The sequence below is a fragment of the Duganella sp. sic0402 genome (genome assembly GCF_019219065.1).
Classification (GTDB): domain Bacteria; phylum Pseudomonadota; class Gammaproteobacteria; order Burkholderiales; family Burkholderiaceae_D; genus Rugamonas.
Map to the genome: position 1 here is coordinate 209006 of NZ_JAHUWK010000011.1, position 24104 is coordinate 233109.

Consider the following 24104-nt stretch of genomic DNA (forward strand, 5'->3'; position numbering starts at 1 on the left):
GAATAGGCTGGCGGCTGCTTTTGCAGCGACCCCTCTATTCGCTGGTCATCATCGGCGGGCTGGCGATTGGATTTGCCAGCTGCTTCCTGCTATTCGGCTTTGTGCAGTTCTGCCTGAACTATAACGGCAGCGTTCCGGATAACCATCGGGTGGTGGTGATCAAGCAGCGCATCAATGTTTTTCCTCGTGCGGAATGGCAACTGATGGCCTTCCTGCCGCTGCGCGACGTGGCGCGGGCAAGCGGTATGGTGGAGGCATCCACAATCGTCAAGGCGCTGGATATGCCGCTGCGTACAGGCGACGCGCTGCATGCGCTGAACTTGCAACTGGTCGATGCGGATTTCCAGTCGATGTTCGCGGTGGTCACACTGGAGGGCGAGCTGCACGCCGCGTTGACCCAGCCGGATGGTCTGGCATTGACGGTCACCGCTGCGCGCAAATTATTCGGCGCGTCATCGGCATCGATACTCGGACGGACGGTGGATGTCGCCGGCAGCGTATTGCAGGTGCGCGCCTTGCTGCGCGATCCAGCGCCGAATAGCTCGCCGCGTTACGAGGCGCTGGCTGGCGCTGGCGGCAGCGCTTGGCGTGGCAGCGAAGCGGCGATGCGGCAGTGGGATCGCGGCGGTGTCTACTTGAAGCTCAAGCCGGGAGCCTCGATATCCGCACTGACTGCGCTGCTGCAGCAGGCCAGCGAGAAGGCACCGCTGAGCCAGCAAATGCGTTCCACTACGGCGAGCATCCCGAGTGGCGGCAACGTTTCGGACCTGCGCCTGCTGCCGCTGCGCGACGTTTATTTCGACGCCGATCTGGCGCGCAGCCAAACCGCTGACCAGTATGCTCAGCGCAGCAGTATCTACGCTCTGGCGGCCGGTGGGCTATTCATCCTGCTGCTGGCCACGATCAACTACGTCAATCTGGCCACGGTGCGCACCTTGCGGCGCCAGCGCGAGATCGGCATTCGCAAATTGCTGGGTGCGAGCGCCTGGCGGCTGACGCGTCAATTTTTGTGCGAAGCGGTGCTGACCACTGTGCTGGCGGCCGGCTCGGGCCTGGTGCTGGCGTGGCTGCTGCTGCCGGTGTTTGCTGGTCTGGTTGATCGTCCGCTGGAAGGCATCTTTACGCCGTTCGCATGCGCGCTGGCCCTGGGGTTCAGCGTTGCCATCGGCCTGTGTGCCGGCGCTTATCCGGCGTGGCTGGCGCACCATGCATTGCCTGGACCTGCGCTGGCGGGGCGTGGCGATGCCGAAACGGCAGCGGGCTTGCGTGGCCGGCGCGTGCTCACCGTGGTGCAGTTCGCCAGCGCTTTGGCGCTCAGCGCGACCACGCTGGCGGTCAGCTGGCAAACCTATTTCCTGAGTCATGCCTCGCCAGGATTTGATCCGGCCGGGCTGCTGGTGTTGAACCTGCCATCCTACGCGGGCGGCAAGAGCAATGACGCCGCGTTCGTGGAACAGCTGCGGCGGCTGCCGCGCGTGCAGGGCCTGACGTCGATTTCCGAAGCGGTTGGCCGTGATGGCGCCAAGAGTATCCACCGGCTGAAAGCTAAGGACGGCAGCGATGTTCCGATGGAGGCCAAGTTTGTCGGTCCGGAGTGGTTTGAACTGCACCACTTGCACGCCGCATTCGGCGAGGCTTTCAACACGCGCCATGACGCTAATGATGATCAGACCTCCGGCCGGGCGATGGTGAATGCAGCCGGCGCACTGGCGCTGGGCTACGCCACGCCGCAGGAAGCCGTCGGCAAGATGCTGTCGACGGACTACCGCATCATCGGCATCGCGCCGGAAGTGCGCTTCCAGGAACTGCGCAAACCGTCGCGCGCCATCGTCTATTTCGTGCGTCACGCGTCAGTGCTGGTGATCCGCACCGACGATCAACTGCAAGCCGCGCATGACAATATCGCGCCGCTGTGGCGGCGCCACTACCCGAACGACATTCTCGACCTGAGAACGCAGCAAATGGTGCTGGCTGAGCGCTTGCTGGGCGACCGCAGACTGATGCGCATCCTCGCCGCCAGCAGCGCCATCGCGCTGGCCTTGTCCGGCTTCGGCATTTTTGTGCTGTCGGCGTACAGCGTGCAGCGACGCCAGCGCGAGATCGTGATGCGCAAGCTGCATGGCGCCAGCCGCCTCGATATTGCATTGATGATGGCGCGTGAGTTTGGCGCGCTGTTTGCGATCAGCGCCTTGCTGGGATTGCCGCCGGCGTGGCTGGCGATACAGCATTATCTGGCCAGCCATGCAGAGCGCGCGCCGATGAGCGCCTGGCCGCTGCTCGCCGCGCTGGCGCTAGGCATGGCGATGGCGGTGCTGGCCATCGCGCACCACACACTCGGCGCCTTGCGCCTCTCGCCCGCCCGGATGCTGCGCGACTAGTTTTTTACCCTGGAGAAGAGTGCATGAACCTGTATCAAAAAATCGCCAGCATGGCGTTGCTGGCGCTCGCCTTGCCGCGTCTGGCCAGCGCGCAGGATAGCGATCCGTATCAATGGCTGGAAGAGGTACGCGGCGAGCGGCAAATGCAGTGGGTGGCCGGACAGAACACCACGGCGCTGCGCGAGCTGCAATCCACACCGGAATATGAGGAGATTCTGCATAGCGTGCGCACCGCGCTGAACACCAGCGTGCGCTTGCCGGAGGTGACGCAGCATGGCCGCTTCCTGTATAACTTCCTGATTGACGCCGAGCACCAGCGCGGCGTGTGGCGGCGTACGACGATGCAGCAGTACCAGCGTCAGCAGCCGGCATGGGAAACCATTATCGATGTGGACCAGCTGGCGGCGCGGGAAAATGAAAAATGGGTGTGGCACGACGCGCAATGCCTGTATCCACAGGCGCGGCGCTGCCTGATCCTGCTATCGCGCGGCGGTGGCGATGCGCATGTGGTGCGCGAATTCGACACAGTCGCACGCCGCTTCATCGAGGACGGCTTCAGGCTGCCCGAGGCGAAAAGCGAAGTGTCGTGGATCGATCAGAACACGCTGCTGGTCGGCACCGATTTCGGCGCCGGCACGCTGACCGCATCCGGCTATGCGCGTGTGGTCAAGGAATGGAAGCGCGGCACGCCGCTGGCTGAAGCGCGCACGCTGTACGAGGGAGCAGCCGACGATATGCGCATTTCGGCACACCATCAATTGACGGCGGGAGAGGGCTTGCAGTTCGTCACCCGCACCATTAACTTCTACCGCAGCGAATTGTTCTGGCGCGACCACGGCACGCTGCGCAAGCTGCCGGTTCCCGATGATGCACAGACCTTTGTGCTGGGCGGTCAGCTTGCCATTCAGCTCAACTCCGACTGGGACGTGAACGGCAAGCGCTATCCACAAGGCGCGTTGCTGGCAACCGACTTGCGCCGCTTGGTGGGCGGTGAGCGCCAGTTGGCGGTGCTGTTTACACCCACGCCGGCCAGTTCGCTGGATGGCGTGACGGTCACGCGTGGCGCGCTGCTGCTGAATATTCTGGACAACGTCAGGAACCGCCTGGTGGAAGTGCGCCGCGTGGGGCAGCAATGGCGGCAGAGGAAAGTCGATGCACCGGCGTTTGGCCAGTTGGAGGCGAGCGCACTCGATCCGCTGGCTTCGGATGACTATATTCTGAAGGTCACGGATTTCCTCAACCCCACTACCACCTACCTGGGGCGCATCGGCAACGACCAGCGCACGCTGCTGAAAGCGATGCCGGCTTACTTCGACGCGTCGGCATACAAGGTGCAGCAATTCCACGCCGCTTCGAAGGATGGCACGCAAGTGCCGTATTTTGTGGTCATGAGCAAACAGGCACGGCTCGACGGCGGCAACCCGACGCTGCTGAACGGCTACGGTGGCTTCCAGATACCGATGAAGCCGCACTATCTCGGCCCGATGGGCGACGCCTGGCTCAAACATGGCGGCGTCTATGTGCTGGCCAATATTCGTGGTGGCGGGGAGTTCGGGCCGTCCTGGCATCAGGCGGCGGTAAAACAGAACCGCCAGCGCGCCTATGATGATTTTCTGGCGGTGGCTGAGGATCTCATCCAGCGCAAGATAACCAGTCCACGCCACCTGGGGATTTCCGGCCGCAGCAATGGCGGCCTGCTGGTCGGCGTCGCCTTCACGCAGCGTCCGGATTTGTTTAATGCAGTGATCTGCGGCGCGCCGCTGCTGGACATGCAGCGCTTCACCAAGCTGCTGGCCGGGCCGTCGTGGATGGCGGAATATGGCGATCCGGATGATCCGGCGCAGTGGGCTTATCTCAGCAAGTATTCTCCGTATCAGAACGTGCTGAAGGATCGGCACTATCCGCGCGTGCTGTTTACCACCTCCACCAGCGACGACCGGGTGCATCCGGGCCATGCCCGCAAAATGGCGGCGAGGATGGAAGAGCAGGGCCATGATGTGCTGTACTGGGAAAATACCGAGGGCGGCCACTCCGTCGCGGCGTCGATCGAGCAGGAGGTGCAGTGGTGGGCGGCCACCTATAGTTTCCTGCTGAAGCAGCTCAAATAGCCCGGCATGAAACTACTTTATTCGTATTTCGCATAAGCATGTAACAAAAAGGTCGTTCAATAAACGGCCCACAATTGTTAAGGTGTCGCCTTTTCATTTGTGAAATATTTACAATGCAAACAAAGTGTCATTTGAATCCACTGGCGGCTGGCGCTATCGCGCTGCTCGCCGGTGTTGCCGGCCATACCCTGGCGCAGGCACAGGATACCGTGGCGGCGAGCGCTCCGCAGGCCGTTGTCATTACCGGTTCGCGCATTGCGCGCGCGGGCACCGAAGGCCCTTCGGCCGTGACTGTGCTGACCGCTGCCGACATCGAGAAGCAGGGCTACCGCAACGTCTTCGACGCGCTGAGCAATCAAACCCAGAACAGCGGCTTCACCCAGGGCGCCGACTACGGCAACACCTTTACCCCATCGGCCAACGCCATCAGCTTGCGTGGCCTGGGGCCTAATCACACACTGGTCCTGCTGAACGGCCGCCGCATGGCCGACTTCCCGACCGCCTATGACGGTACGGTCAACTTCACCAATCTGGCGAATATTCCGTCGAGCGTGGTGGAGCGCATCGAGATCCTGAGCGGTGGCGCATCGGCCATCTATGGCTCGGACGCGGTGGCTGGCGTGGTCAACATCATCCTGAAAAAACAGTACCAAGGCTTCGACGTGAACGTCAAGGCTGGCGGCACGTCGCGCGGTGGCGCGGCCGACAAGCGTTTGCAGCTCACTGGCGGCAAGTCCTGGGACAAGCTGAATACGCTGTTCAGCCTTGAGCTGTCGGAGCGTAACCCGCTGTGGAGCGCGGACCGCGACTTCATGGCCGCCAAGACCGACGTCGCACCGACCTCCATCATGGGCCGCAAGAACGTCAGCACCGGCAAGTACGTCGACCTGGGCAGCGCTTGCGCCAACAACAGCGATATGTTTGGCGGCAGCGCGGTCAACTATGTGTCGAAAACCGGCCCTTACTGCGCCAGCCCGAAAGTCGGTCCGACTTACTGGACCACGATGACCAAGAACAGCAGCCAGAACGCCTTCGGCAGCTTGAATTACGAGCTGTCGCCGAACACCACGCTGTATGCGGAAGCGTTGTTTGGCCAGAACCGCAGCATCAACAATACGCGCGGCCCGTCGTGGACTTCGCGCCAGCTGTCGGATAGCTATTTCCTGAACCAGAACACCGGCTCCTACGAGACGTGGAACCGGTATATTTCGCCGGAAGAGATGGGGGGTGTAGGCCGCTACAACCGTTACTGGGATGACCAGGCCAGTTCGCTGTCGTTCGGCGCCAAGGGCCTGATTCCCGGTACCACCTGGAGCTATGAAGCAGGCTACACCGCCTCGCTGTACAAGAGCCAGGACCATCGCCCGCGCGTTCTGGCCAATGCCGACAGCTTCTTCCTCGGCCAGCAACTGGGCGTGGATGCCAACGGCGTCGCGATCTACGCGCCCGATCAGGCGCGCCTGACTACGCGCCTGACGCCGGAGCAATTCGCCAGCATCAGCGGCGCGTCGATCAGCGACGATAAATCGTGGACCAATACCGTCAGCCTGAGCGCCAGCGGCGAAGCGTTCGATCTGCCGGCCGGCCCGGTCAAGATGGCGACCGTGCTGGAGTACGGCAAGCAGGGCTTCTCGAATCGCCCGGATGCGCGCATCAACGAAGGCTATTTCAATATCGCCACCGGCGCGGACGTCACTGCCGGCACCCGCAAGCGCTATGCGGTGGGCGCCGAGTTCAACATCCCGGTGATCAAGACCGTGGATGCAACGCTGGCTGGCCGTTATGACCGCTACAGCTTCGCCGGCCGCGAAGATGGCAAGTTCACTTACAACGGCGGCATCGAGTGGCGTCCGGTCAAGCAGTTGCTGCTACGCGGTACCTACGGCACCAGCTTCCGCGCGCCGGACATGAACTACATCTACAAGGCGCGCGGTACTGGCTACTACTCCGCCACTACCGATTACTATCGTTGCGCCAAGTCCGGCCAGCCGATCGCCGGCTGCGAGTTCGCCAACTACTCGCCGGGCGCGGACTATGTGCAGACCGGTAGCAAGGACTTGCGTTCGGAACAGGGCCGGTCCACCGGTCTGGGCATCGTCTGGTCGCCGAGCGCGGACTTCGACGTATCGCTCGATTACTGGAACATCAAGATCAGCGATCTGGTGACCAATCTGAACGAGAACAAGCTGCTGCGCGACGAAGCCGCCTGCCGACTGGCTGGCGACCTGGCTTCGCCGACCTGCGCCGATGCGATTTCGCGCATCGTCCGCTATGCGGACAATGCGCTGTACCGTCCGGGCGAGATCAAGCAGATCCTGGTCAATCCGATCAACGCCGCGTCGACCAGCGTGGACGGCATCGACCTCGCCGCCAAGTATGCTTTCCGCAGCAAGGACTACGGCACCTTCACCGTGCGTGGCAATTACTCGAAGACGCTGAACAAGCACTCGCGCCAGTTCGCCGGCGACGAGTTGATCGACGAGGTGGAAGACCTGAACGTCTACGACTGGCGCGACAAGCTCAATGCCAGCCTGAGCTGGAACTACGGCAAGTGGACCAACACGCTGTTCCTGCAGCGTTACGGCAAAGTGCCTAACGGCGCCGGCACGGCCTTCCTGACCCCGACCACCCTGGTCAACGGCAGCGTGGTGTATCGCCTGAATGAACGCGCCACCTTGTCGGTGGCGGTCAATAACCTGTTTAACAAGGTCAAGGCGGATACCAGCGATGGCTGGCCTTACTACCCGGTCGGAACCTATAGCCCGGTCGGCCGCCAGGCCTGGGTCGAGCTGAACTACCACTTCGGCGGCTAAGCTGCCTTAGCTGTCTTAAGCGGCCTTTTGCTGGCTGGCGTGGCCGAGATACTCGGTCACCCAGTACAGCAGCGCGGCGGCGTTGAAGGCCATGCCGGTCAGCAGCGCGCCGTGCCAGCCGTGGGTGGCGTACATCCAGCCACCCAGCGCCGAACCCAGCGCGCCACCGGCGAAGAACAGCGCGAAGTACACGCCATTCAGGCGGCTGCGCACTTCCGCACCGAGCGAAAAGATGGCGCGCTGGCCCAGCACCAGATTCGCCGCCACACCCATATCCAGCACAATCGACGCCACCACCAGCACGGCCAGCGCCACATCGCGCGAACCTGGCACGATCATCGGCAACGCAAATCCCAGCACACCCAGTACCAGCGCGGCGGCGGTCGCCATCAGCGTGTGGCCTTGGTCGGCCAGCTTGCCGGCGATCGGCGAGGCGATCGCGCCAGCCATGCCGACCAGCGCAAAGATGGCGATGCCGGTTTGCGACAGGTGGAACTCGGGACCGGACAGCATCAGCGGCGTCACCGTCCAGAACAGGCTGAACGAACCAAACAGGCCGGCGTGATAGGCGGCGCGGCGGCGCAGCACCGGCGTTTGCAGGAACAAGTGCCACAAGGAGCCCATCAGTTTTGGATAGCTGATGTGATGGTTGGGCATACGCAGCGGCAGTTTGGCGCGCAGCACAAACGCTACCGCCAGCACCAGCACGGCGGCGCCGCCGAATACCACATGCCAGCTGGTGGCGTCGGCGATCAGGCTGGCGGCGGGGCGCGACAGCATAATCCCCAGCAGCAGGCCGCTGACCACTTTGCCGACCGTGACGCCGCGCGTCGCTTCCCGCGACAGGTGGGCGGCAAACGGCACGATGATCTGCGCCGCCACCGAACCCAGGCCGATGCCCAGTGCAGCGGTCAGGAACATCCACGCGCTGCTGCTGACGGCGGCCAGCACCAGCATGGCGGAGGTGAACAGCAGGCCGGTGAAGATCAGGCGGCGGTTTTCCAGCAGGTCGCCCAGCGGCACGATGAACAGTAGGCCGAGGGTGTAGCCAATTTGCGTCAGCGTGACGATCAGCCCGGCCGCTTCGGGCGACAAGCCGGTGGCGGCGCTGATCGGGCCGACCAGGGTTTGTGCGTAATACAGGCTGGCGACGATCAGGCCGGTGGCGGTGGCCAGCAGGGTGACCATGCCGGAACTTATGTCTTTATTGCTCATGGTGCTACTCCAGTAAGAAGATGATGAGCAGATTGTAGGCAAAAGCCAGGCAAAGATAATTAGGGCATAATGCCCCTATACTTTTCACATTATGTGAACAATCATGGACAGACTCAAAGCCATGCAGACGTTTGTGCGCATCGTCGAGGCCAACAGCTTCACCAAGGCCGCCGAAACGCTGGACCTGCCGCGCGCCGCGCTGACGGCCACCATCAAGAAGCTTGAAGCCTTTCTCGGCACCCAGCTGCTGCAGCGGACCACGCGCCGCCTGTCGCTGACGCCGGACGGTGCCGACTATTACCGCAAGTGCCAGCAGATCCTCCAGGCGGTGGAAGATGCCGAGAGCACCTATCGCGACCAGCGGGGCGGTCAAGGTGCGGCTCAGCCGCGCGGCAAGCTGCGCATCGAGCTGCCCGGCACCTTCGGCCGGAATGTGGTGCTGCCGCATATCGCCGCCTTCTGCCGCAGTTATCCGGATATCGAACTGGTGATCAGCCTGAGCGACCGGGTGCGCGACCTGACCGAGGAGGGCGCCGATTGCGCGCTGCGCGTCGGCGCCTTGCAGGATTCGGCGATGATCGGCCGGCCGCTGGGCAGCATGCGCTTTGTCACCTGCGCCGCGCCGGACTATCTGAAGCAGCACGGCGTGCCGCAGATATGGACTGATTTGCGCGCGCATCGCTGCGTGTCGCACTTTTCAGGCCGTACCGGCCGGCCGTTCGACTGGGATTTTATGGTCGATGGCAGCGAGGTCACCACCGAGATCCGCAGCGCCATCGCCGTCAACGACGCCGAGGCCAGTGCCAGTTGTGCGTTGCAGGGCATGGGACTGGCACAGCTGGCGCGCTACCAGGTGCGCTCGCACCTGGCCAGCGGCGCGCTGGTGGAAGTGCTGGCCGCCACGCCGCCGACGCCGATGCCGCTGTCCTTGCTGTACCCGCAAGGCCGCATGTCATCGCCGCGCCTGCGGGTGTTTGCGGAATGGCTGGGCGAGTTGCTGCGCCAGGATGCTGACTTGCAGGCTTGATAAGGTCTATAATTTGCATCCCTGGCCCGAACTGAGTTGTCGATGAAACTGAAGCTGCGTTCCCTGTGTGTTGTTTTGCCCTTGCTGCTGGCCTCCTGCGGTGGAGGCTCGTCCCCGCCTGCGGTAACGCCACCGGTGACCACGCCGCCAGTGACGCCACCGGTGACGCCGCCAACCGAGCCGCCGGTCACACCGCCCGTCACGCCGCCTGTGACCGAGCCCACCAAGCCAGACTGGTTCACCTTGTATGGCCGCTGCGAGCATCCGCGCACAGGCTTGCAGCCCAACGGCCTGCCTTATCTGGACTTCCAGGGCACGCTCAACGATGAGTTGCGCTGGATGCGTTCGTATATTGATGATAGCTACCTTTGGTACGACGAGATCCCCAAGAATCTGAACATGGCGGATTACAAGACGCCGCTCGACTACTTCGCGGTACTGAAAACGCCCGCCATCACGGCATCGGGCCGCGCCAAGGACCGCTTCCATTTCAGCTATCCGAGCGATGTCTGGTATGCGATGAGCAGCCAGGGCATTGAACTGACCTATGGTGTGACCTGGTCGCGCAGTGCTAGCGGCGTGCTGCCGCGCGTCTGGCTGGTGTCGATGGTGGAGCCTGGCTCGCCAGCGGATGTGGCAGGACTGCGCCGCGGCGACAGGCTGGAGTCGGTGGATGGCGTCAGCATGCAGGCGAACAGCACGGCGGGCGTTGAGGTGCTCAATGCCGGCCTGACACCCAAGACCGCCGGCAAAGTGCATAAATTCGTGCTGTCGCGGAATGGGCTATCGCTGCCGGTGTCGCTGACATCGGCGAACCTGGCGCTGATGCCGGTCCAAAATGCCAAGCTGCTGGCGACCGATAGCGGCACGGTCGGCTATTTGCAGTTCCATGATCACAACGCGGTGGCGGAAAGCCAGCTGGCGGACGCATTTACCCAGTTCCAGAGCGCCCGCGTGTCCGATTTAATACTGGACATGCGCTACAACGGCGGCGGCTATGTGCGTCTGGCCGCAGAACTGGCGTATATGGTCGCGGGGCCGGACGCCACGCAAGACAAGACTTTTGAAAACCTGCATTACAACGACAAGCAAAAGGCCATCGCGCCGCAGCTGTTTTCCTCGACTGCTTACGGTTTCGTGCCGTCCAAATTGAAAAGTGGCGCGGCGCTGCCCTATCTGGGCCTGAAGCGGGTGACGATATTGACCACCGCCGGCACCTGTTCCGCCAGCGAATCCGTCATCAACGGCTTGCGCGGCGTTGATGTCGAGGTGACGCTGATTGGCGGCGAAACCTGTGGCAAGCCATATGCCTTCACGCCGGCGCCGAACTGCGGCACGACCTATTTCGCGATTGAGACACGCGGCACCAACAACAAGGGTTTCGGCGACTATGCCGATGGCTTCCAGCCAACCTGCAAGGTGGCGGACGATCTGACCCGCGAAATGGGCGACACGGCGGAAGGCTTGCTGGCTGCCGCCTTGAGCTACCGAGAGCGCGGCGTCTGCCCTGCCACGGTGCAGCGGAACCGCGCGGAGCCGGGGGCGGCCGCCAGTGGCGTGCTGGAACTGGTGCGGCCGGAAGGCAAGCAAATAGCGATACGTATTCCTGGCGCGTAAAGCGGACTATAATTTCCAGCGTATCCGATGCCGGCACAGGCATCGGTCGATCAACCATCGCTGGAATTCTCTACATGATCCGTTCCGCCATACTGCTTGCCTTTGCCGCCAGCACCTCGCTGGCCTCCGCTGCCCCCGCTTCCGCGCCGCTGACCACCATCTCCGAACGCTCCGGTTTCCAGACCACCGGCCGCTACGACGAAGTGGTGGCGCTGTGCGCCCAGTTCCAGAAAGCTTATCCGAAGCAGGTGCGCTGCTTTGAATTCGGCCGCACGCCGGAAGGCCGGCCGATGCTGGCGCTGGCCGTCACCCGCACCGGTGCGCTGAGCGCCGAGCAGGCGAAGAAGAAGGGCGTGCCGGTGCTGCTGGTGCAGGGCGGCATCCATGCCGGCGAGATCGACGGCAAGGACGCCGGCTTCCTGGCGCTGCGCGATGCGCTGGAAGGCAAGGCGGCGGCCGGCGCGCTGGACAAGCAGGTGCTGCTGTTCGTCCCGGTGTTCAACGTCGACGGCCATGAGCGCTTCGGCAAGAACAACCGCCCGAACCAGCGCGGCCCGGTGGAAATGGGCTGGCGCACCACGGCGCAGAACTACAATCTGAACCGCGATTACGTGAAGGCCGACGCGCCGGAGATGCAAGCCATGCTGGCGCTGGTCAACGCCTGGGACCCGCTGGCCTATGTCGATCTGCACGTCACCGACGGCGCCAAGTTCCAGCCCGATATTTCGATCCAGGTGGAGCCGGTGCACGGCGGCGACGAAGCGCTGAAAGTCGCCGGCGCCGCGCTGCAAACCAATGTCATGGCCGACCTGAAGGCCAAGGGCTCGGATCCCAAGCCGTACTACATTTCGTTCGCCAAGGAAGACGATCCGATGTCCGGCTTTGTCGACAGCATGTCGACGCCGCGCTTCTCGACCGGCTACTTCCTGCTGCGTAACCGCTTTGCGATGCTGGTGGAAACCCACTCGTGGAAGGATTATCCAACGCGCGTGCGGATCACCTACAACACCATCGTCTCGCTGCTGTCGCAAGTGGCGCAGCATGGCAAGGAATGGCAGAAGCTGACCAAGGAGGCCGACGCGCGCGCATTGACCATGGCCGGCAGCGATTTCCCGCTCAGCTACCGCACCACCTTCAATACCAAGACCATCGAGTTCCCTGGCTATGCCTATGTGCGCGAGCATTCGGAGGTCTCCGGCGGCCTGTGGACCCGCTACGATGAGAGCAAGCCGCAGATGTGGACGGTGCCGCTGCGTGACGAGATCGTGCCGGAGCTGAAGGTGACGGCGCCGCTGGGCGGCTATATCGTGCCGCTGGCGCAGGCTGCGTGGGTAGGCGCCAAGCTGAAACAGCACGGTGTTGACTTCAAGGTGATCAAGCAGGACGAGATGCTGGCCGAGGTGGAGACTTTCCGCGCCAGCAAAACCAAGCTGGGTACGCAGTCCTTCGAGGGCCATCAAACGCTGGCAGTGGAAGGTGACTGGAGCCGCGAGCGCAGGGCGGTGGCCAAGGGCGCGCTGTTTGTGCCGATCGCGCAGCCGAAGGCGCGCCTGGTGATGACCATGCTGGAGCCGCGCGGCGCCGATGGCCTGCTGGCCTGGGGCGAATTCAACAACGCCTTTGAGCGCAAGGAGTATATGGAGGACTACGTGGCGGAGGAGGTGGCGCGCGACCAGCTGGAAGCCAATCCGGCGCTGCGCGCCGAGTTCCAGAAAAAGCTGGATACCGACGCGGAGTTCAACAAGAGCCCGGCCAAGCGGCTGGAGTTCTTCGCCAAGCGGCACGCATCGTGGGATGAGCGTTACAACCTGTATCCGGTGATGCGCACCGCGCAGCAGTACTAAATCTTGCTGGCGGAGGTGGCGCCGGGTTGCTGCGCCATCTTCTGCTCCATCTCTTCACGTATCATCTGAGTAATCTTGGCGGTGATGGCGGCCTGCTGTTCCGGCGTCATCGCGTCGAATTCCGCCTGGGTGATGCCCAGCTTGCCCAGCATGGCCTGGGTCATGCGTTCGGCGGGCGTCATCTTCAGATATTTTTCCAGCTCCGCCGCACCTTCCGACTGCTTGGTTTCAGCATGCTTGAGCAGCGCGCTGAAATCCCCGCCATCGCCATTCTGCTTCGGCGCAAAGTTCGCCAGCAGCGCATCGCTCAGCGCTTTCGATTCAATCTTCATCTCTTCTCCTTTACCCTGGGTGATTGGTCCTGCTTCCTAGCCGAGGGCAAAGGAAGCGCTCAGTCTTCGCGCTGCAGGGAGATGATACCTGCAACCGGGGCCGGGGTCGAACATGGCTCTTCGTCGAAGGCGATGTCGCCCAGCGGGTTGGCGATGCCGTCGGTCTTGAGGTCCTTGAAGCCGAACAGGTCGCGGTCCATCAGGTGCGATGGCACCACCGTCGACAGCGAGGAGAAGATGTTTTCCACGCGGCCTGGATGTTTTTTCTCCCAGTCGCGCAGCATGTTCTTGATCTGCTTGCGTTGCAGGTTTTCCTGCGAGCCGCACAGGTCGCACGGAATGATCGGGAAGTTCTTCACCTCGGCGTAGCGCTCGGTGTCTTCTTCCTTCACATAGGCCAGCGGGCGGATCACCATGTGCTTGCCGTCGTCCGACACCAGCTTGGCCGGCATGCCCTTGATTTTCCCGCCGAAGAACATATTCAGGAAGAAGGTTTCGAGGATGTCGTCGCGGTGGTGGCCCAGCGCGATCTTGTTGCAGCCCAGTTCATCGGCCACGCGGTACAGAATGCCGCGGCGCAGGCGCGAGCACAGCGAGCAGGTGGTTTTGCCTTCCGGGATCAGGCGCTTGACGATGCTGTAGGTGTCCTGGTTTTCGATGTGGTAGGGGATGCCCAGCTTGTCCAGGTAGGCCGGCAGGATATCGGCCGGGAAGTTCGGCTGCTTCTGGTCCAGGTTGACGGCCACGATGTCGAAGTGGATCGGCGCGCGCTCGCGCAGCGTCATCAGGATGTCCAGCAGCGCGTACGAGTCCTTGCCGCCGGACAGGCAGACCATGACCTTGTCGCCGTCTTCAATCATATTGAAGTCGCCGATGGCCTGGCCGACCAGGCGGCACAGGCGCTTGTGCAGCTTGTTGTTTTCGTGGGCGATTTTTTCAGCGGCCTTGGCGCTGAGCGTGTCTTTGTCTTCGATAACTGCGTTCATGCTGCTTCCTTGATCTTGAATACTTCAACGCCGACGCCTTCGCAATCCGGATACACGTCGGGCTTCATGGTGGAGACGCGCGCCGCGCGCACGCTCGGGTGTTCCAGCATGGCGCGCACGATGTCGTCGCACAGGGTTTCCTGCAACTGCACATGGCCGCGCGCCATGCGGGCGGCGATGGTGTTGCGCATGAAGTCGTAGTCCACCACTTCTTCCAGCTGGTCATGGGTCGGCGACGACAGCGCCAGCGGGATGTACAGGTCGACGTTGATCAGCAAGCGCTGCTCGCCCTTTTTCTCGAACTCGTAAACGCCGATGTTGATCATGACTTCGTAGTTGCGCAGGAACAGGCGGCGGCAGTCGTTCAGTTGCGGGTGTATCAGGGCGGACAGCATGGATTACCTTCTAGAGATTAAATTATTTAGCCAAAAACATCACATCGCGCGGCAGCGGCACCAGGTGCTGTCCGCCGTCGACCAGCAGCGTGGCGCCGGTCATTGCGCGCGCCGAGGCTGCGTACACCACGGCGTCGGCGATGTCTTCAGGGGTGCTGGAACGGCCCAGCGGCGTTTGCTGGTGCGCGTTGGCGAAACCGGCTTCGGTCTGGTCGCCGGACAGCATGGTGATGCCCGGCGCTACGCCGATCACCCGCAACCTGGGCGCCAGCTGCTGCGCCAGCATGGTGGTGGCAGTGTGCAGCGCAGCCTTGGACAGGGTGTACGACAAAAAATCAGGATTGAGATTGTACAGCTTCTGGTCCAGCAGATTGATGACGGCGGCCTGGCCGCCTTCCGGCGTGGCGGCATGCAGCGCCTGCGCCAGCAGGACCGGCGCGGCGACGTTGGCGCGCATGTGGGCGTCCAGCAGGGAAGGGCTGAAGTCCGTGGCGCTGTCGTATTCGAAGATGGAGGCGTTGTTGACCACGCACTGCACCCGGCCCAGCGCCGCCGTGGCGCGCGGCAGCAGCTCGCGCACTGCTGCTTCATCGGCCAGGTCGCATTGCAGCGCGACGGCGCGGCGGCCCAGCGCGATGATCTCGCTGGCCACCTCGGCAGCGTCGGCGGCCGAGGCGCGGTAGTGCACCGCCACGTCCCAGCCGGCGCGCGCCAGGCCGAGCGCGATGGCGCGGCCGATGCGGCGTGCGGCGCCGGTAACGAGGGCCACGCGGGCGGGTTCATGCGGAGGCGTGGCGGAGTTGTCCTGTGCTGTCATCATGTTTGAACTGGATATAATGCCGGGATGTCCTTACCCGTACCTTCTAGCGACGCGCTGGCCGCGTCCCACGCCTTGCAGCACCTGATTGCCGCCGAGATCGAAAGCAACGCAGGCGCTATTTCCTTCGCCCGCTATATGGAGCTGGCGCTGTACGCGCCCGGTCTGGGCTATTACAGCGGCGGCTCCGCCAAACTTGGCAAAGATGGCGATTTTACAACCGCTCCCGAGCTGTCGCCCTTGTTCGGCGCAGCGCTGGCGCAGGTTGCAGCCGCTATTATCCCCCAAAGCGCGCCGAACATCCTCGAATTCGGCGCCGGCACCGGCAAGCTGGCGTTTGACATCCTGACCGAGCTGGCCACCGCCGGCGTCACGGTGGACAAGTATTACATCGTCGAGCTGTCCGGCGAGCTGCGCGGCCGGCAGCAGGAAAAGCTGCGCGATTTCCCGCAGGTCGCGTGGCTGGATGCGCTGCCGGCGTCGTTTGACGGCGTCATCTTCGGCAACGAGGTGCTGGATGCGATGCCGGTCCAGCTGGCCATCAAGCATCCCGACGGCTGGCAGGAATTGCAGGTCACGGTCAGGGAGGGCGGCTTCCAGTATCTCGAAGTGCCGGCCAGCGCCGAGCTGCTGGCGCAGATCGCGCGCCAGATTCCCGGACACGATCTGCTGCCGGCCGGCTATGTGACCGAGCTGCATGGCGTGGCGTGCGGCTTTATGGCGACGCTGGCGCGCATGCTGGACCAAGGCAAGGCCAACGCCGCCTTCCTGTTCGATTATGGCTTCCCGGCGCATGAGTTTTATTTCGAGCAGCGCGTGACCGGCACGCTGATGTGCCATTACCGCCATCATGCGCATCCGGACCCGTTCTATTATCCCGGCTTGCAAGACATCACCGCCCACGTCGATTTCACCGCGATGGCGCTGGCGGCGCAGGACGCCGGCATCGGGGTGCTGGGCTATCTGAACCAGTCCGGCTTCCTGCTGGGCGCCGGCATCGGCGAACTGCTGCTGCGCACCGATCTTGCCGACGCGGCCGCCTACCTGCCGCAGTCGCGCGCGCTGCAAAAGCTGGTATCGCCGGCCGAGATGGGCGAGTTGTTCAAAGTGCTGGCGGTGGGTAAGGGCGTAGAGTTGCCTGAAAACATAATCTTGCAGGATCGCAGCCATCGATTGTAGACAAAACAGCACAATAGGCAGAGCAGCAACTCAAATCGGTGTCTGATCTCTGAGTTGCATGCGCTAAGATGGGCTATGATGACTGATTCTGCGTCGATTTCCTGCTATGGCTAAGATACACACCCACTATGACAACCTGAAAGTGTCGCGCATGGCGCCACAGGAGGTCATACGTGCCGCGTACAAGGCGCTCAGCCAAAAGTATCATCCGGACAAAAATCCTGGGGATGAGAAGGCGGCGCGTATCATGGCCATACTCAACAGCGCCTACGAAACCCTGTCCGACGCCCAGCGCCGCAAGGAGCATGACGAATGGATCGCGTCGGAAGAGTGGGAAATCGAGTGGCTGGAGAGCACCCGCCACGAGGAAGGCAGCAAGGCGCGCCACGACAGCACCTGGCATCCTGAACACGTCCATGAAGCTGCGCCACGGCGCCGGCGCCGCCGCGACTGGCGCTTCTGGGGCGGCCTGGCTGCCTGCCTGGCGCTGGGCTGGATCGGCGGCGCCACCATGGTGGCCGAGCCGCAGATAATGGGCAGCCTGCTGAGCAGCGCCTGGGGCGGCAAGAACGGCGGCATCAATGCCAACGCCGCCACGCCGGACGCCGCCGCGCATGCGCCTCGCGAGCAGAAGGATGCGCGCGCCGAGCAGCGTGACAGCTGGGCCACGGTGCGGCTGTCCGATTCGCTCACGGTCAAGCCGTCGCCGGTCAAGGTGGCGGCCACCTCGCAGATCGTGCTGCCGAGCGCAGGCGCCGAATGCGACAGCGAAACCCAGACGCAAACCCTGGTGGCGCCCAACGGCGAGCCGTGGCCGGCCCGCTCCGGCTATATGGAAGGTTTCCCGGTCGGCAATCGCGGCGACGAGATGCAGCTGACGCTGGACAACAGCAGTAATAGCTCGGCAGTCTTCATCAAGGTCTACGATATGGACCGCCGTTCGAATGTGCGCTACGCCTATGTGCAGGCGCATGACAAGCTGCTGGTCGATAAGCTGAGCAACGGCAAGTACGAAATCCGCTACCAGAACCTCGACGTCGGCGCCAATCCGGGCGCCTGCGGCGGCGCCAATCGCACCGCCACGGCCGCGATGGAAACCGGGGCGTCCCCCGTCAACAACTAGAGCTTCAGTGCAGCGCCAATAACAGTTGTCACAGGGGGGGAATCTGATTATCCTGAGGGCAACCACAGGAGATGCGCATGACCGATTCCAACGATGACAACTGGCTGATCGATGAAGACGAGGATGAGCTTCCGGCCAGTGGTCTCGGTGCCCCCGACCAGCGTTTATGGCGGGTGCTGATTGTCGACGACGATGTCGATGTGCATGCGGTGACGCGGCTGGCCTTGCGCAATGTGAGCTTCAAGGGCCGCGAGCTGGAACTGTTCTCTGCCTACAGCGGGCGCGAAGCGTTCGACATCCTGCGCGACACGCCGGACATTGCGCTGGTGCTGCTGGATGTGGTGATGGAAACCGACGACGCTGGCCTGATCCTGGCGCGGCGCATCCGGGAGGAACTCCACAATTCGATCGTGCGGGTGGTGCTGCGTACCGGCCAGCCGGGCCAGGCGCCGGAGCAGCGCGTCATCATCGAATACGATATCAACGACTACAAGGCCAAGACCGAGCTGACCACGCAGAAGCTGTTCACCACGGTGATCTCGGCGCTGCGCGCCTACGAGAGTCTGAACATGCTGGAGCGCAGCCGGGTCGGGCTGGGCAAGATCCTGGCCGGCGCCACCAATCTGTACCAGATCCATTCGCTGCGCGAGTTCGCCTCCGGTGTGCTGAACCAGGTCAGCGCGATCCTGGATGTCGGCTCGGACGGCGTGCTGTGCCTGATGCAGGGCGACACCGGCGTCACCACCGTGGTGGCGGCCACCGGCAATTACGCGGCGCTCAACGACGCCGAGCTGATGCCGGCCGGGCACCCGCTGTGGCCGACCATCTCCAAGGCTTTCGCGGAAAAGAAATCGCAGTTCGAGCATCCGGCCAATGTGCTGTTCATCCACACGCAGGAAAACCGCGAGGTGGCGATTTCGGTCACGCCGCCATGGCCGCTGGCGCAAATCCAGCGCGACCTGCTGGAAGTGTTCTGCCAGCGGATCGCGGCGGCGTTCGACAATCTGTATATGTTCGGCCAGCTGCGCAAGGCGCAGGAAGCCACGGTGGTGGCGCTGGCCGACCTGGCGGAATTCCGCGACAGCGGCACCGGCGGCCATGTGCGGCGGGTGCAGATGCTGTCGTCGACGCTGGCGCAGCGGCTGCACGAGCGTGGCGCCTATCCGGACGAAATCACGCCGCAGCTGCTGGAAATGATCGGCCTGGCGTCGATCCTGCATGACGTGGGCAAGGTGGCGACGCCGGACCATATCCTGCTCAAGCCGGGCATTCACACGCCGGAAGAGCGCGCCGAAATGCAGCAGCACGCGGCGGTGGGCAAGACCATCCTGGAACGCGCGGCGAATATGGTAGATGGCGTCAGCTACCTGACCTATGGCGCGCAGATCGCTGGCGGCCACCACGAGCACTGGGACGGCGGCGGCTATCCCAACCAGCTGAAGGGCAGCGCGATTCCGCTGGCGGCGCGTATCGTGGCGGTGGTCGACGTATTCGACTCGCTGCTGCATGAGCGCCCGTACAAGGAGCCGTGGCCGCACGCCGAGGCGGTGGCCTACATCAAGGACCGCGCCGGCAAGCAGTTCGACCCCGAAGTGGTGGCCGCGCTACTGGATATGATCGAACGCGACCCCGCCATCGGCCAAACCCCCAACTGACCCCGGATTGGCTCAGGCGGCGGCGATGCTGGCGGCGCGGACCATCGCTTCGAATTGCGCTACCGGCATCGGTTTGGCGAACAGGTAGCCTTGCGCTTCGTCGCATTGCTTGGCGCGCAGGAAGTCGCGCTGGGCCTGGGTTTCTACGCCTTCGGCGATCACCTCCAGGCCGAGCGAGTGCGCCAGAGCGATGGTGGCGGCGACAATTACCGCATCATTCGGATCGCTTTCGATATCTTTTACGAAACCACGGTCGATCTTGATGCGGTCGATTTCAAACAGCTTCAGGTAGCTCAGCGACGAGTAGCCTGTGCCGAAGTCGTCAATCGCTACTTTGATGCCGCGCGAGCGTAATTCGATCAGCAGCGCGCGGCTGCGTTCCGGATCCTGCATCGCCGCCGATTCGGTAATCTCCAGTTCCAGCAAGGCCGGGTCGATGCCGTGGCTGTGCAGCATGCGGTCCAGGTGCGGCAGCAGGCCTGGGCCGTGGCACTGGCGTGCCGACAGGTTGACCGCCAGCCGCAGGTGCGCCAGTTCTGGCACACTCCACGCATGCAGCAGTGTGCAGGCGCGCTGCAGCACCCAGTCGCCCAGCGGCAGGATCAGGCCCGATTCTTCGGCGATCGGAATAAAGCGGTCCGGCCCCACCATGCCCAGCTCTGGATGGTGCCAGCGCAGCAGCGCTTCGGCGCCGATGATGCGCTGTGTCGCCAGCTCCACCTGCGGCTGCAGATACAGTTCGAATTCGTCCTGCTCCAGCGCCTGCCACAGCCGGCTTTCCAGCATCAGCCGATCGTGGGTGGCGGTGTTCATCTCCTCTGAGAAGAACTGGAAGTTGCCGCGCCCCTGGCTCTTGGCGGCGTACATCGCGGTGTCGGCGTGGCGCATCAGCGTACCGGCGTCTTCGCCGTCGCCGGGGAACATGGCCACGCCAACGCTGGCGCCGCTGTGCACGGTTTTGCCGTTCAGGTGATACGGCGCGGTCAGCGCGTCGACAATGCGCACCGCGATGTTGGAGGCGTCGTCCGGCGAGATGGCGCCGTCGGTGACCACGATGAATTCATCGCCGCCCAGGCGGGCAATGGTGTCGACTTCGCGCAGCAGTTCCTGTAGCCGCTGCGACACCGCCACCAGCAGCAGGTCGCCGGTTTCGTGGCCGTGGGTGTCGTTGATTTTCTTGAAGTGATCCAGGTCGATGAACAGCACCGCCGCCATGCCGCCGTTGCGCCGCGTCTGCGCCAGCAGCTGCTCCAGCCGCAGGTTCAGCGACAGCCGGTTCGCCAGGCCGGTCAGGGTGTCGTGGTGCGCCAGGCGGTGGATGCGCTCCTGCGCCATATGCTGTTCGGTCAGGTCGTGCAGGATGGCGACGAACAAGTGCTCGTCCGGCAGCTCCACTTCCGACACCGACATCGCCAGCGGGAATTCACTGCCGTCGCTGCGCCAGCCGGGCAGCTCGTATTCGTGGGTGACGCCGCAGGCGATCATGCGCAGCAGGCCCGCCGCATCCAGGCCCGCCGCTTCGCCGACACCAACCGGTATCAGGCTGTCCAGCGGCAGCGTCACCATTTTCTCCGGCGCGTAGCCGAACAGCCGGCCGGCAGCGGCGTTGGCCGACATCAGCATGCCGTTGCTGTCGATGGTGAGGATGGCATCGGCCGCCTTGTTGAGGATCGCCTGCAGGCGCGCTTCGCGCTGGCGCAGCCGCGAGGTGGAGTCTTTTACCTCGGCCTGGATGCGCGCGCGCTCGCCGCTGATCAGCATCATCAGCGTGCCCAGCAGGCCGGTCAGCAGCAGGCCGCAGGTCAGCACGGTCCAGCTTTGCCAGCCGCGCTGCTGTTGCAGATAGGCCGGCGTCGGCGCCAGCGTCAGTTCGTAGATGCGGCCGCCGAAGTGCAGCTGGCGCTGGAAGTCGCCGGCGTCCACCGCGCGCCCCAGCGTGTCCTGCACCACGCGGCGCGGACCTTCGTCGTCGGTGTCCTCAAAGCGCAGCAGGAAGTGCGGGAATTCGGAACGCTTCAGCGCCTGGTTCAGGCAGTCGTCGAACTGCATCGAGATCAGCAAGGCGCCGATGGCCTGGCGATGGCTGCCGGGCGGGTAGACGGTTTGCAGCAGCAGCAGGCCGGGACCGGCGTTTCGCGGCAGGATTTGCAGCGGCCCGGTGGCGGTCGGCTGGCCGGACTGGATGGCCCGTTCCAGCGCGTCGCGCCGCTGCGGATCGTGCAGGAAGTCCAGGCCGAGGTAGACGCGGCTGGCGGCCGGTTCAATGAAGGTGGCGGCGAAGTAGCGTTCGCGCTGGCTGGCAATGGTGAATGTGCCGGCGTCATCGCGCTCGCGGATGCGGTAGCCGGGCGCCGCGTGCTGGCTCGCCCAGGCTTCGAATGCGCCGCGCTCGCTGCCTTCAACCGGCCTCAGCCAGGCCATCGACAGCAGCTCCGGGCGCTGGTCGAGATAGCCGTGCGCCAGGTTGCTGAAGTCGTCGGCGCCAATCGCACGGCGCGGATCGTTGAGCGCCTTGGCCATCGCGTAAATGAAGCGTTCGTGTTCGCTGAACTGCGCCTGCAGCAGGTCGCCGGTCTGTTGCGCCTTGAGGCGGAAGGTTTGCAGCTGCTGGTTGCTTTCCCAGCGGTCCGCTTGCAGGTAGATGGCGATGAAGGCGCCGGCCGACAGCACCAGCGGCAGGCCGACCAGCGTGCGGCGGCGCGCCCACAGCGCGCGCGGCCGGCCGATGGCGATCCAGGTCAGCGGTGCCGCCAGCAGGATGCCGATGGTGTCGCCCATCCACCAGGCCAGCCAGTCGGCAGCCAGGCCGTCGCGCTGCAGGATGCCGAGCGCCAGCATGCCGGACACCGACACCGTGCTCGACACCAGCGTGACCGTGGTGGCCAGCAGAATGAAGCGCACCACATCGCGGCCTGAGCCGATCGCCTGGTCGATATAGCGGCGGAACAGCACGCTGCCCACCCAGGCTTGCAGCGCCGCGCCCAAGGCCGGTGCAGCTGCGCCCGCCAGCGCGGCGGAAGTGATGCCGCCAGGGCTGAGCCACGGGTAGACCAGGTTGACCGACAGGGAACCGAGCGCCACCGCTGGCAGCATGCGCGCACCGCCGGCCACGCAGGCGGCCAATGCGATACCGGCCGGCAGAAAGATCGGGGACGCATAGCCCGGCGGCAGCGCCAGCAGCAGACCGAGCCGGCCGGTGGCGAAGTACACGGCCCACAGGACCAGATTGGCGAACAGCAAAGTAGGCCAGCGACCGCTTCGATTCTTCAAACGCAAGGCTCCGGGAGTCTCATAGGGTGCGGACGATTGTATAGGAAATCATGCAACATAAAAACAACACTTGCACAATCGCAGTTGGTGCGTATAAAATCTCGCCCCGAAGCAGACGAACTGTCAACGCAGCATCGATAAGATGCGAAAATGAGTTGACGGCTCGGAAAAATTGCTTCATACTCTGCGGTTCCTCGCGGAGGGGTGGCCGAGTGGTTAAAGGCGACGGACTGTAAATCCGTTCTCTCAGAGTACACTGGTTCGAATCCAGTCCCCTCCACCAAGTTTTGCAAAAGACTGAGTGGCGCAGCAAGTGAAATGAATTGAACCAATACCTCGCGGGTGTAGCTCAATGGTAGAGCTGAAGCCTTCCAAGCTTATGACGAGGGTTCGATTCCCTTCACCCGCTCCAGTGTTGTTGCAATCAGATACGCAAGTATCGCAGTTGTAAAGCGTAGTACCCCATAAGCCCTTTTAGCTCAGTGGTAGAGCACTCCCTTGGTAAGGGAGAGGCCACGTGTTCAATCCACGTAAAGGGCACCAGAATACGCAGTACGGCAGTTCGGTAGCACTATCAAGACAGTTGGGCAGGGTTCCCTGCCAATCACACCAAATCGTTAGGAGTCTAAAATGGCAAAAGAGAAATTCGAGCGGACCAAGCCGCACGTTAACGTCGGCACCATCGGCCACGTCGACCACGGCAAGACCACCCTGACCGCTGCGATCGCAACCGTTCTGTCGAAAAAATTCGGCGGCGAAGCTAAGGCTTACGACCAGATCGACGCTGCTCCAGAAGAAAAAGCACGCGGCATCACCATCAACACCGCACACGTTGAGTACGAAACCGCTTCGCGTCACTACGCTCACGTTGACTGCCCAGGCCACGCCGACTACATCAAGAACATGATTACCGGCGCAGCGCAGATGGACGGCGCGATCCTGGTGTGCTCCGCAGCTGACGGCCCAATGCCGCAGACCCGCGAACACATCCTGCTGGCCCGCCAGGTTGGCGTTCCATACATCGTTGTGTTCCTGAACAAGTGCGACCTGGTCGACGACGAAGAACTGCTGGAACTGGTTGAGATGGAAGTGCGCGAGCTGCTGTCGAAATACGAGTTCCCAGGCGACGACCTGCCTATCATCAAAGGTTCGGCACGTAAAGCACTGGACGGCGACACCGGTCCTCTGGGCGAACAGGCGATCATGCAGCTGGCCGACGCACTGGACAGCTACATCCCAACCCCAGAGCGCGCAGTTGACGGCGCCTTCCTGATGCCAGTGGAAGACGTGTTCTCGATCTCGGGCCGCGGTACCGTGGTGACCGGTCGTGTTGAGCGCGGCATCA

At 63.3% G+C, this 24104-nt stretch carries 16 protein-coding genes and 3 tRNA genes; 13 read left to right on the forward strand and 6 right to left on the reverse strand.

Annotation, left to right across the window (positions count from 1 at the left end; all coding sequences use genetic code 11):
• The first annotated feature begins 20 nt into the window (after positions 1–20).
• From KW842_RS22895 to KW842_RS22905, 3 genes are all read left to right on the forward strand, one after another.
• Positions 21–2378 (forward strand): FtsX-like permease family protein, encoded by a 2358-nt coding sequence (locus KW842_RS22895; protein ID WP_229223852.1) that lies wholly within the window; start codon positions 21–23, stop codon positions 2376–2378.
• Between the two features lie 23 nt (positions 2379–2401).
• Entirely contained in the window at positions 2402–4486 is a 2085-nt protein-coding gene (locus KW842_RS22900) for a prolyl oligopeptidase family protein (RefSeq protein ID WP_218306431.1), read from the forward strand.
• A gap of 131 nt (positions 4487–4617) precedes the next feature.
• The gene (locus KW842_RS22905) at positions 4618–7299 is read left to right on the forward strand and encodes a TonB-dependent siderophore receptor (RefSeq protein ID WP_229223853.1); all 2682 of its coding nucleotides are present in this window, start codon (positions 4618–4620) and stop codon (positions 7297–7299) included.
• Positions 7300–7314: 15 nt separating this feature from the next.
• Here the strand turns inward: KW842_RS22905 and KW842_RS22910 are convergent, their stop codons facing one another.
• Positions 7315–8514 (reverse strand): MFS transporter, encoded by a 1200-nt coding sequence (locus KW842_RS22910; RefSeq protein WP_229223854.1) that lies wholly within the window; start codon positions 8512–8514, stop codon positions 7315–7317.
• 103 nt (positions 8515–8617) lie between these two features.
• Between KW842_RS22910 and KW842_RS22915 the strand changes: the two genes are divergently transcribed.
• From KW842_RS22915 to KW842_RS22925, 3 genes are all read left to right on the forward strand, one after another.
• Positions 8618–9541 (forward strand): LysR family transcriptional regulator, encoded by a 924-nt coding sequence (locus tag KW842_RS22915; protein WP_218306433.1) that lies wholly within the window; start codon positions 8618–8620, stop codon positions 9539–9541.
• 42 nt (positions 9542–9583) lie between these two features.
• Complete coding sequence (locus KW842_RS22920) at positions 9584–11158, forward strand: S41 family peptidase (protein WP_218306434.1); 1575 nt, start codon at positions 9584–9586, stop codon at positions 11156–11158.
• Positions 11159–11232: 74 nt separating this feature from the next.
• The gene (locus KW842_RS22925) at positions 11233–13002 is read left to right on the forward strand and encodes a M14 family metallopeptidase (RefSeq protein WP_218306435.1); all 1770 of its coding nucleotides are present in this window, start codon (positions 11233–11235) and stop codon (positions 13000–13002) included.
• Here the strand turns inward: KW842_RS22925 and KW842_RS22930 are convergent.
• Genes KW842_RS22930 through KW842_RS22945 form a run of 4 tightly spaced genes read right to left on the reverse strand, consistent with a single transcriptional unit; the run spans position 12999 to position 15535 of the window.
• A complete protein-coding gene (locus KW842_RS22930; protein ID WP_218306436.1) occupies positions 12999–13334 on the reverse strand; it encodes a hypothetical protein in 336 nt (111 codons plus the stop codon). The two genes, KW842_RS22925 and KW842_RS22930, sit on opposite strands and share 4 nt — an antisense overlap.
• Positions 13335–13393: 59 nt before the next feature.
• Positions 13394–14320: a tRNA 2-thiocytidine(32) synthetase TtcA gene (ttcA, locus tag KW842_RS22935; protein ID WP_218306437.1), complete on the reverse strand. Its 927-nt coding sequence runs from the start codon at positions 14318–14320 to the stop codon at positions 13394–13396.
• Positions 14317–14715, reverse strand: a complete 399-nt coding sequence (locus tag KW842_RS22940) for a dihydroneopterin aldolase (RefSeq protein WP_218306438.1) — start codon at positions 14713–14715, stop codon at positions 14317–14319. The genes ttcA and KW842_RS22940 overlap by 4 nt, the downstream gene beginning before the upstream one ends.
• A gap of 22 nt (positions 14716–14737) precedes the next feature.
• Entirely contained in the window at positions 14738–15535 is a 798-nt protein-coding gene (locus tag KW842_RS22945) for an SDR family oxidoreductase (RefSeq protein WP_218306439.1), read from the reverse strand.
• Between the two features lie 24 nt (positions 15536–15559).
• On the opposite strand from KW842_RS22945, the gene KW842_RS22950 reads away from it, so the two are divergent.
• The 3 genes from KW842_RS22950 (at position 15560) to KW842_RS22960 (ending at position 19489) form a co-directional block, all read left to right on the forward strand.
• Positions 15560–16711, forward strand: coding sequence for a class I SAM-dependent methyltransferase (locus KW842_RS22950; protein ID WP_218306440.1), 1152 nt, complete (start codon positions 15560–15562; stop codon positions 16709–16711).
• 106 nt (positions 16712–16817) lie between these two features.
• Positions 16818–17834 (forward strand): J domain-containing protein, encoded by a 1017-nt coding sequence (locus tag KW842_RS22955; RefSeq protein WP_218306441.1) that lies wholly within the window; start codon positions 16818–16820, stop codon positions 17832–17834.
• Positions 17835–17911: 77 nt separating this feature from the next.
• Positions 17912–19489 (forward strand): DUF3369 domain-containing protein, encoded by a 1578-nt coding sequence (locus KW842_RS22960; RefSeq protein WP_218306442.1) that lies wholly within the window; start codon positions 17912–17914, stop codon positions 19487–19489.
• A 12-nt stretch (positions 19490–19501) separates the two neighbouring features.
• Here the strand turns inward: KW842_RS22960 and KW842_RS22965 are convergent, their stop codons facing one another.
• Positions 19502–22759, reverse strand: coding sequence for an EAL domain-containing protein (locus KW842_RS22965; RefSeq protein WP_218306443.1), 3258 nt, complete (start codon positions 22757–22759; stop codon positions 19502–19504).
• 198 nt (positions 22760–22957) lie between these two features.
• On the opposite strand from KW842_RS22965, the gene KW842_RS22970 reads away from it, so the two are divergent.
• The 4 genes from KW842_RS22970 to KW842_RS22985 form a co-directional block, all read left to right on the forward strand.
• Positions 22958–23042, forward strand: a tRNA-Tyr gene (locus tag KW842_RS22970).
• A gap of 55 nt (positions 23043–23097) precedes the next feature.
• Positions 23098–23171 (forward strand) — tRNA-Gly (locus KW842_RS22975).
• Positions 23172–23227: 56 nt separating this feature from the next.
• A tRNA-Thr gene (locus KW842_RS22980) sits at positions 23228–23302 on the forward strand.
• A gap of 87 nt (positions 23303–23389) precedes the next feature.
• Positions 23390–24104, forward strand: a 715-nt coding sequence (locus KW842_RS22985; protein WP_218306444.1) for an elongation factor Tu, incomplete at its 3' end; no start/stop codon positions are given.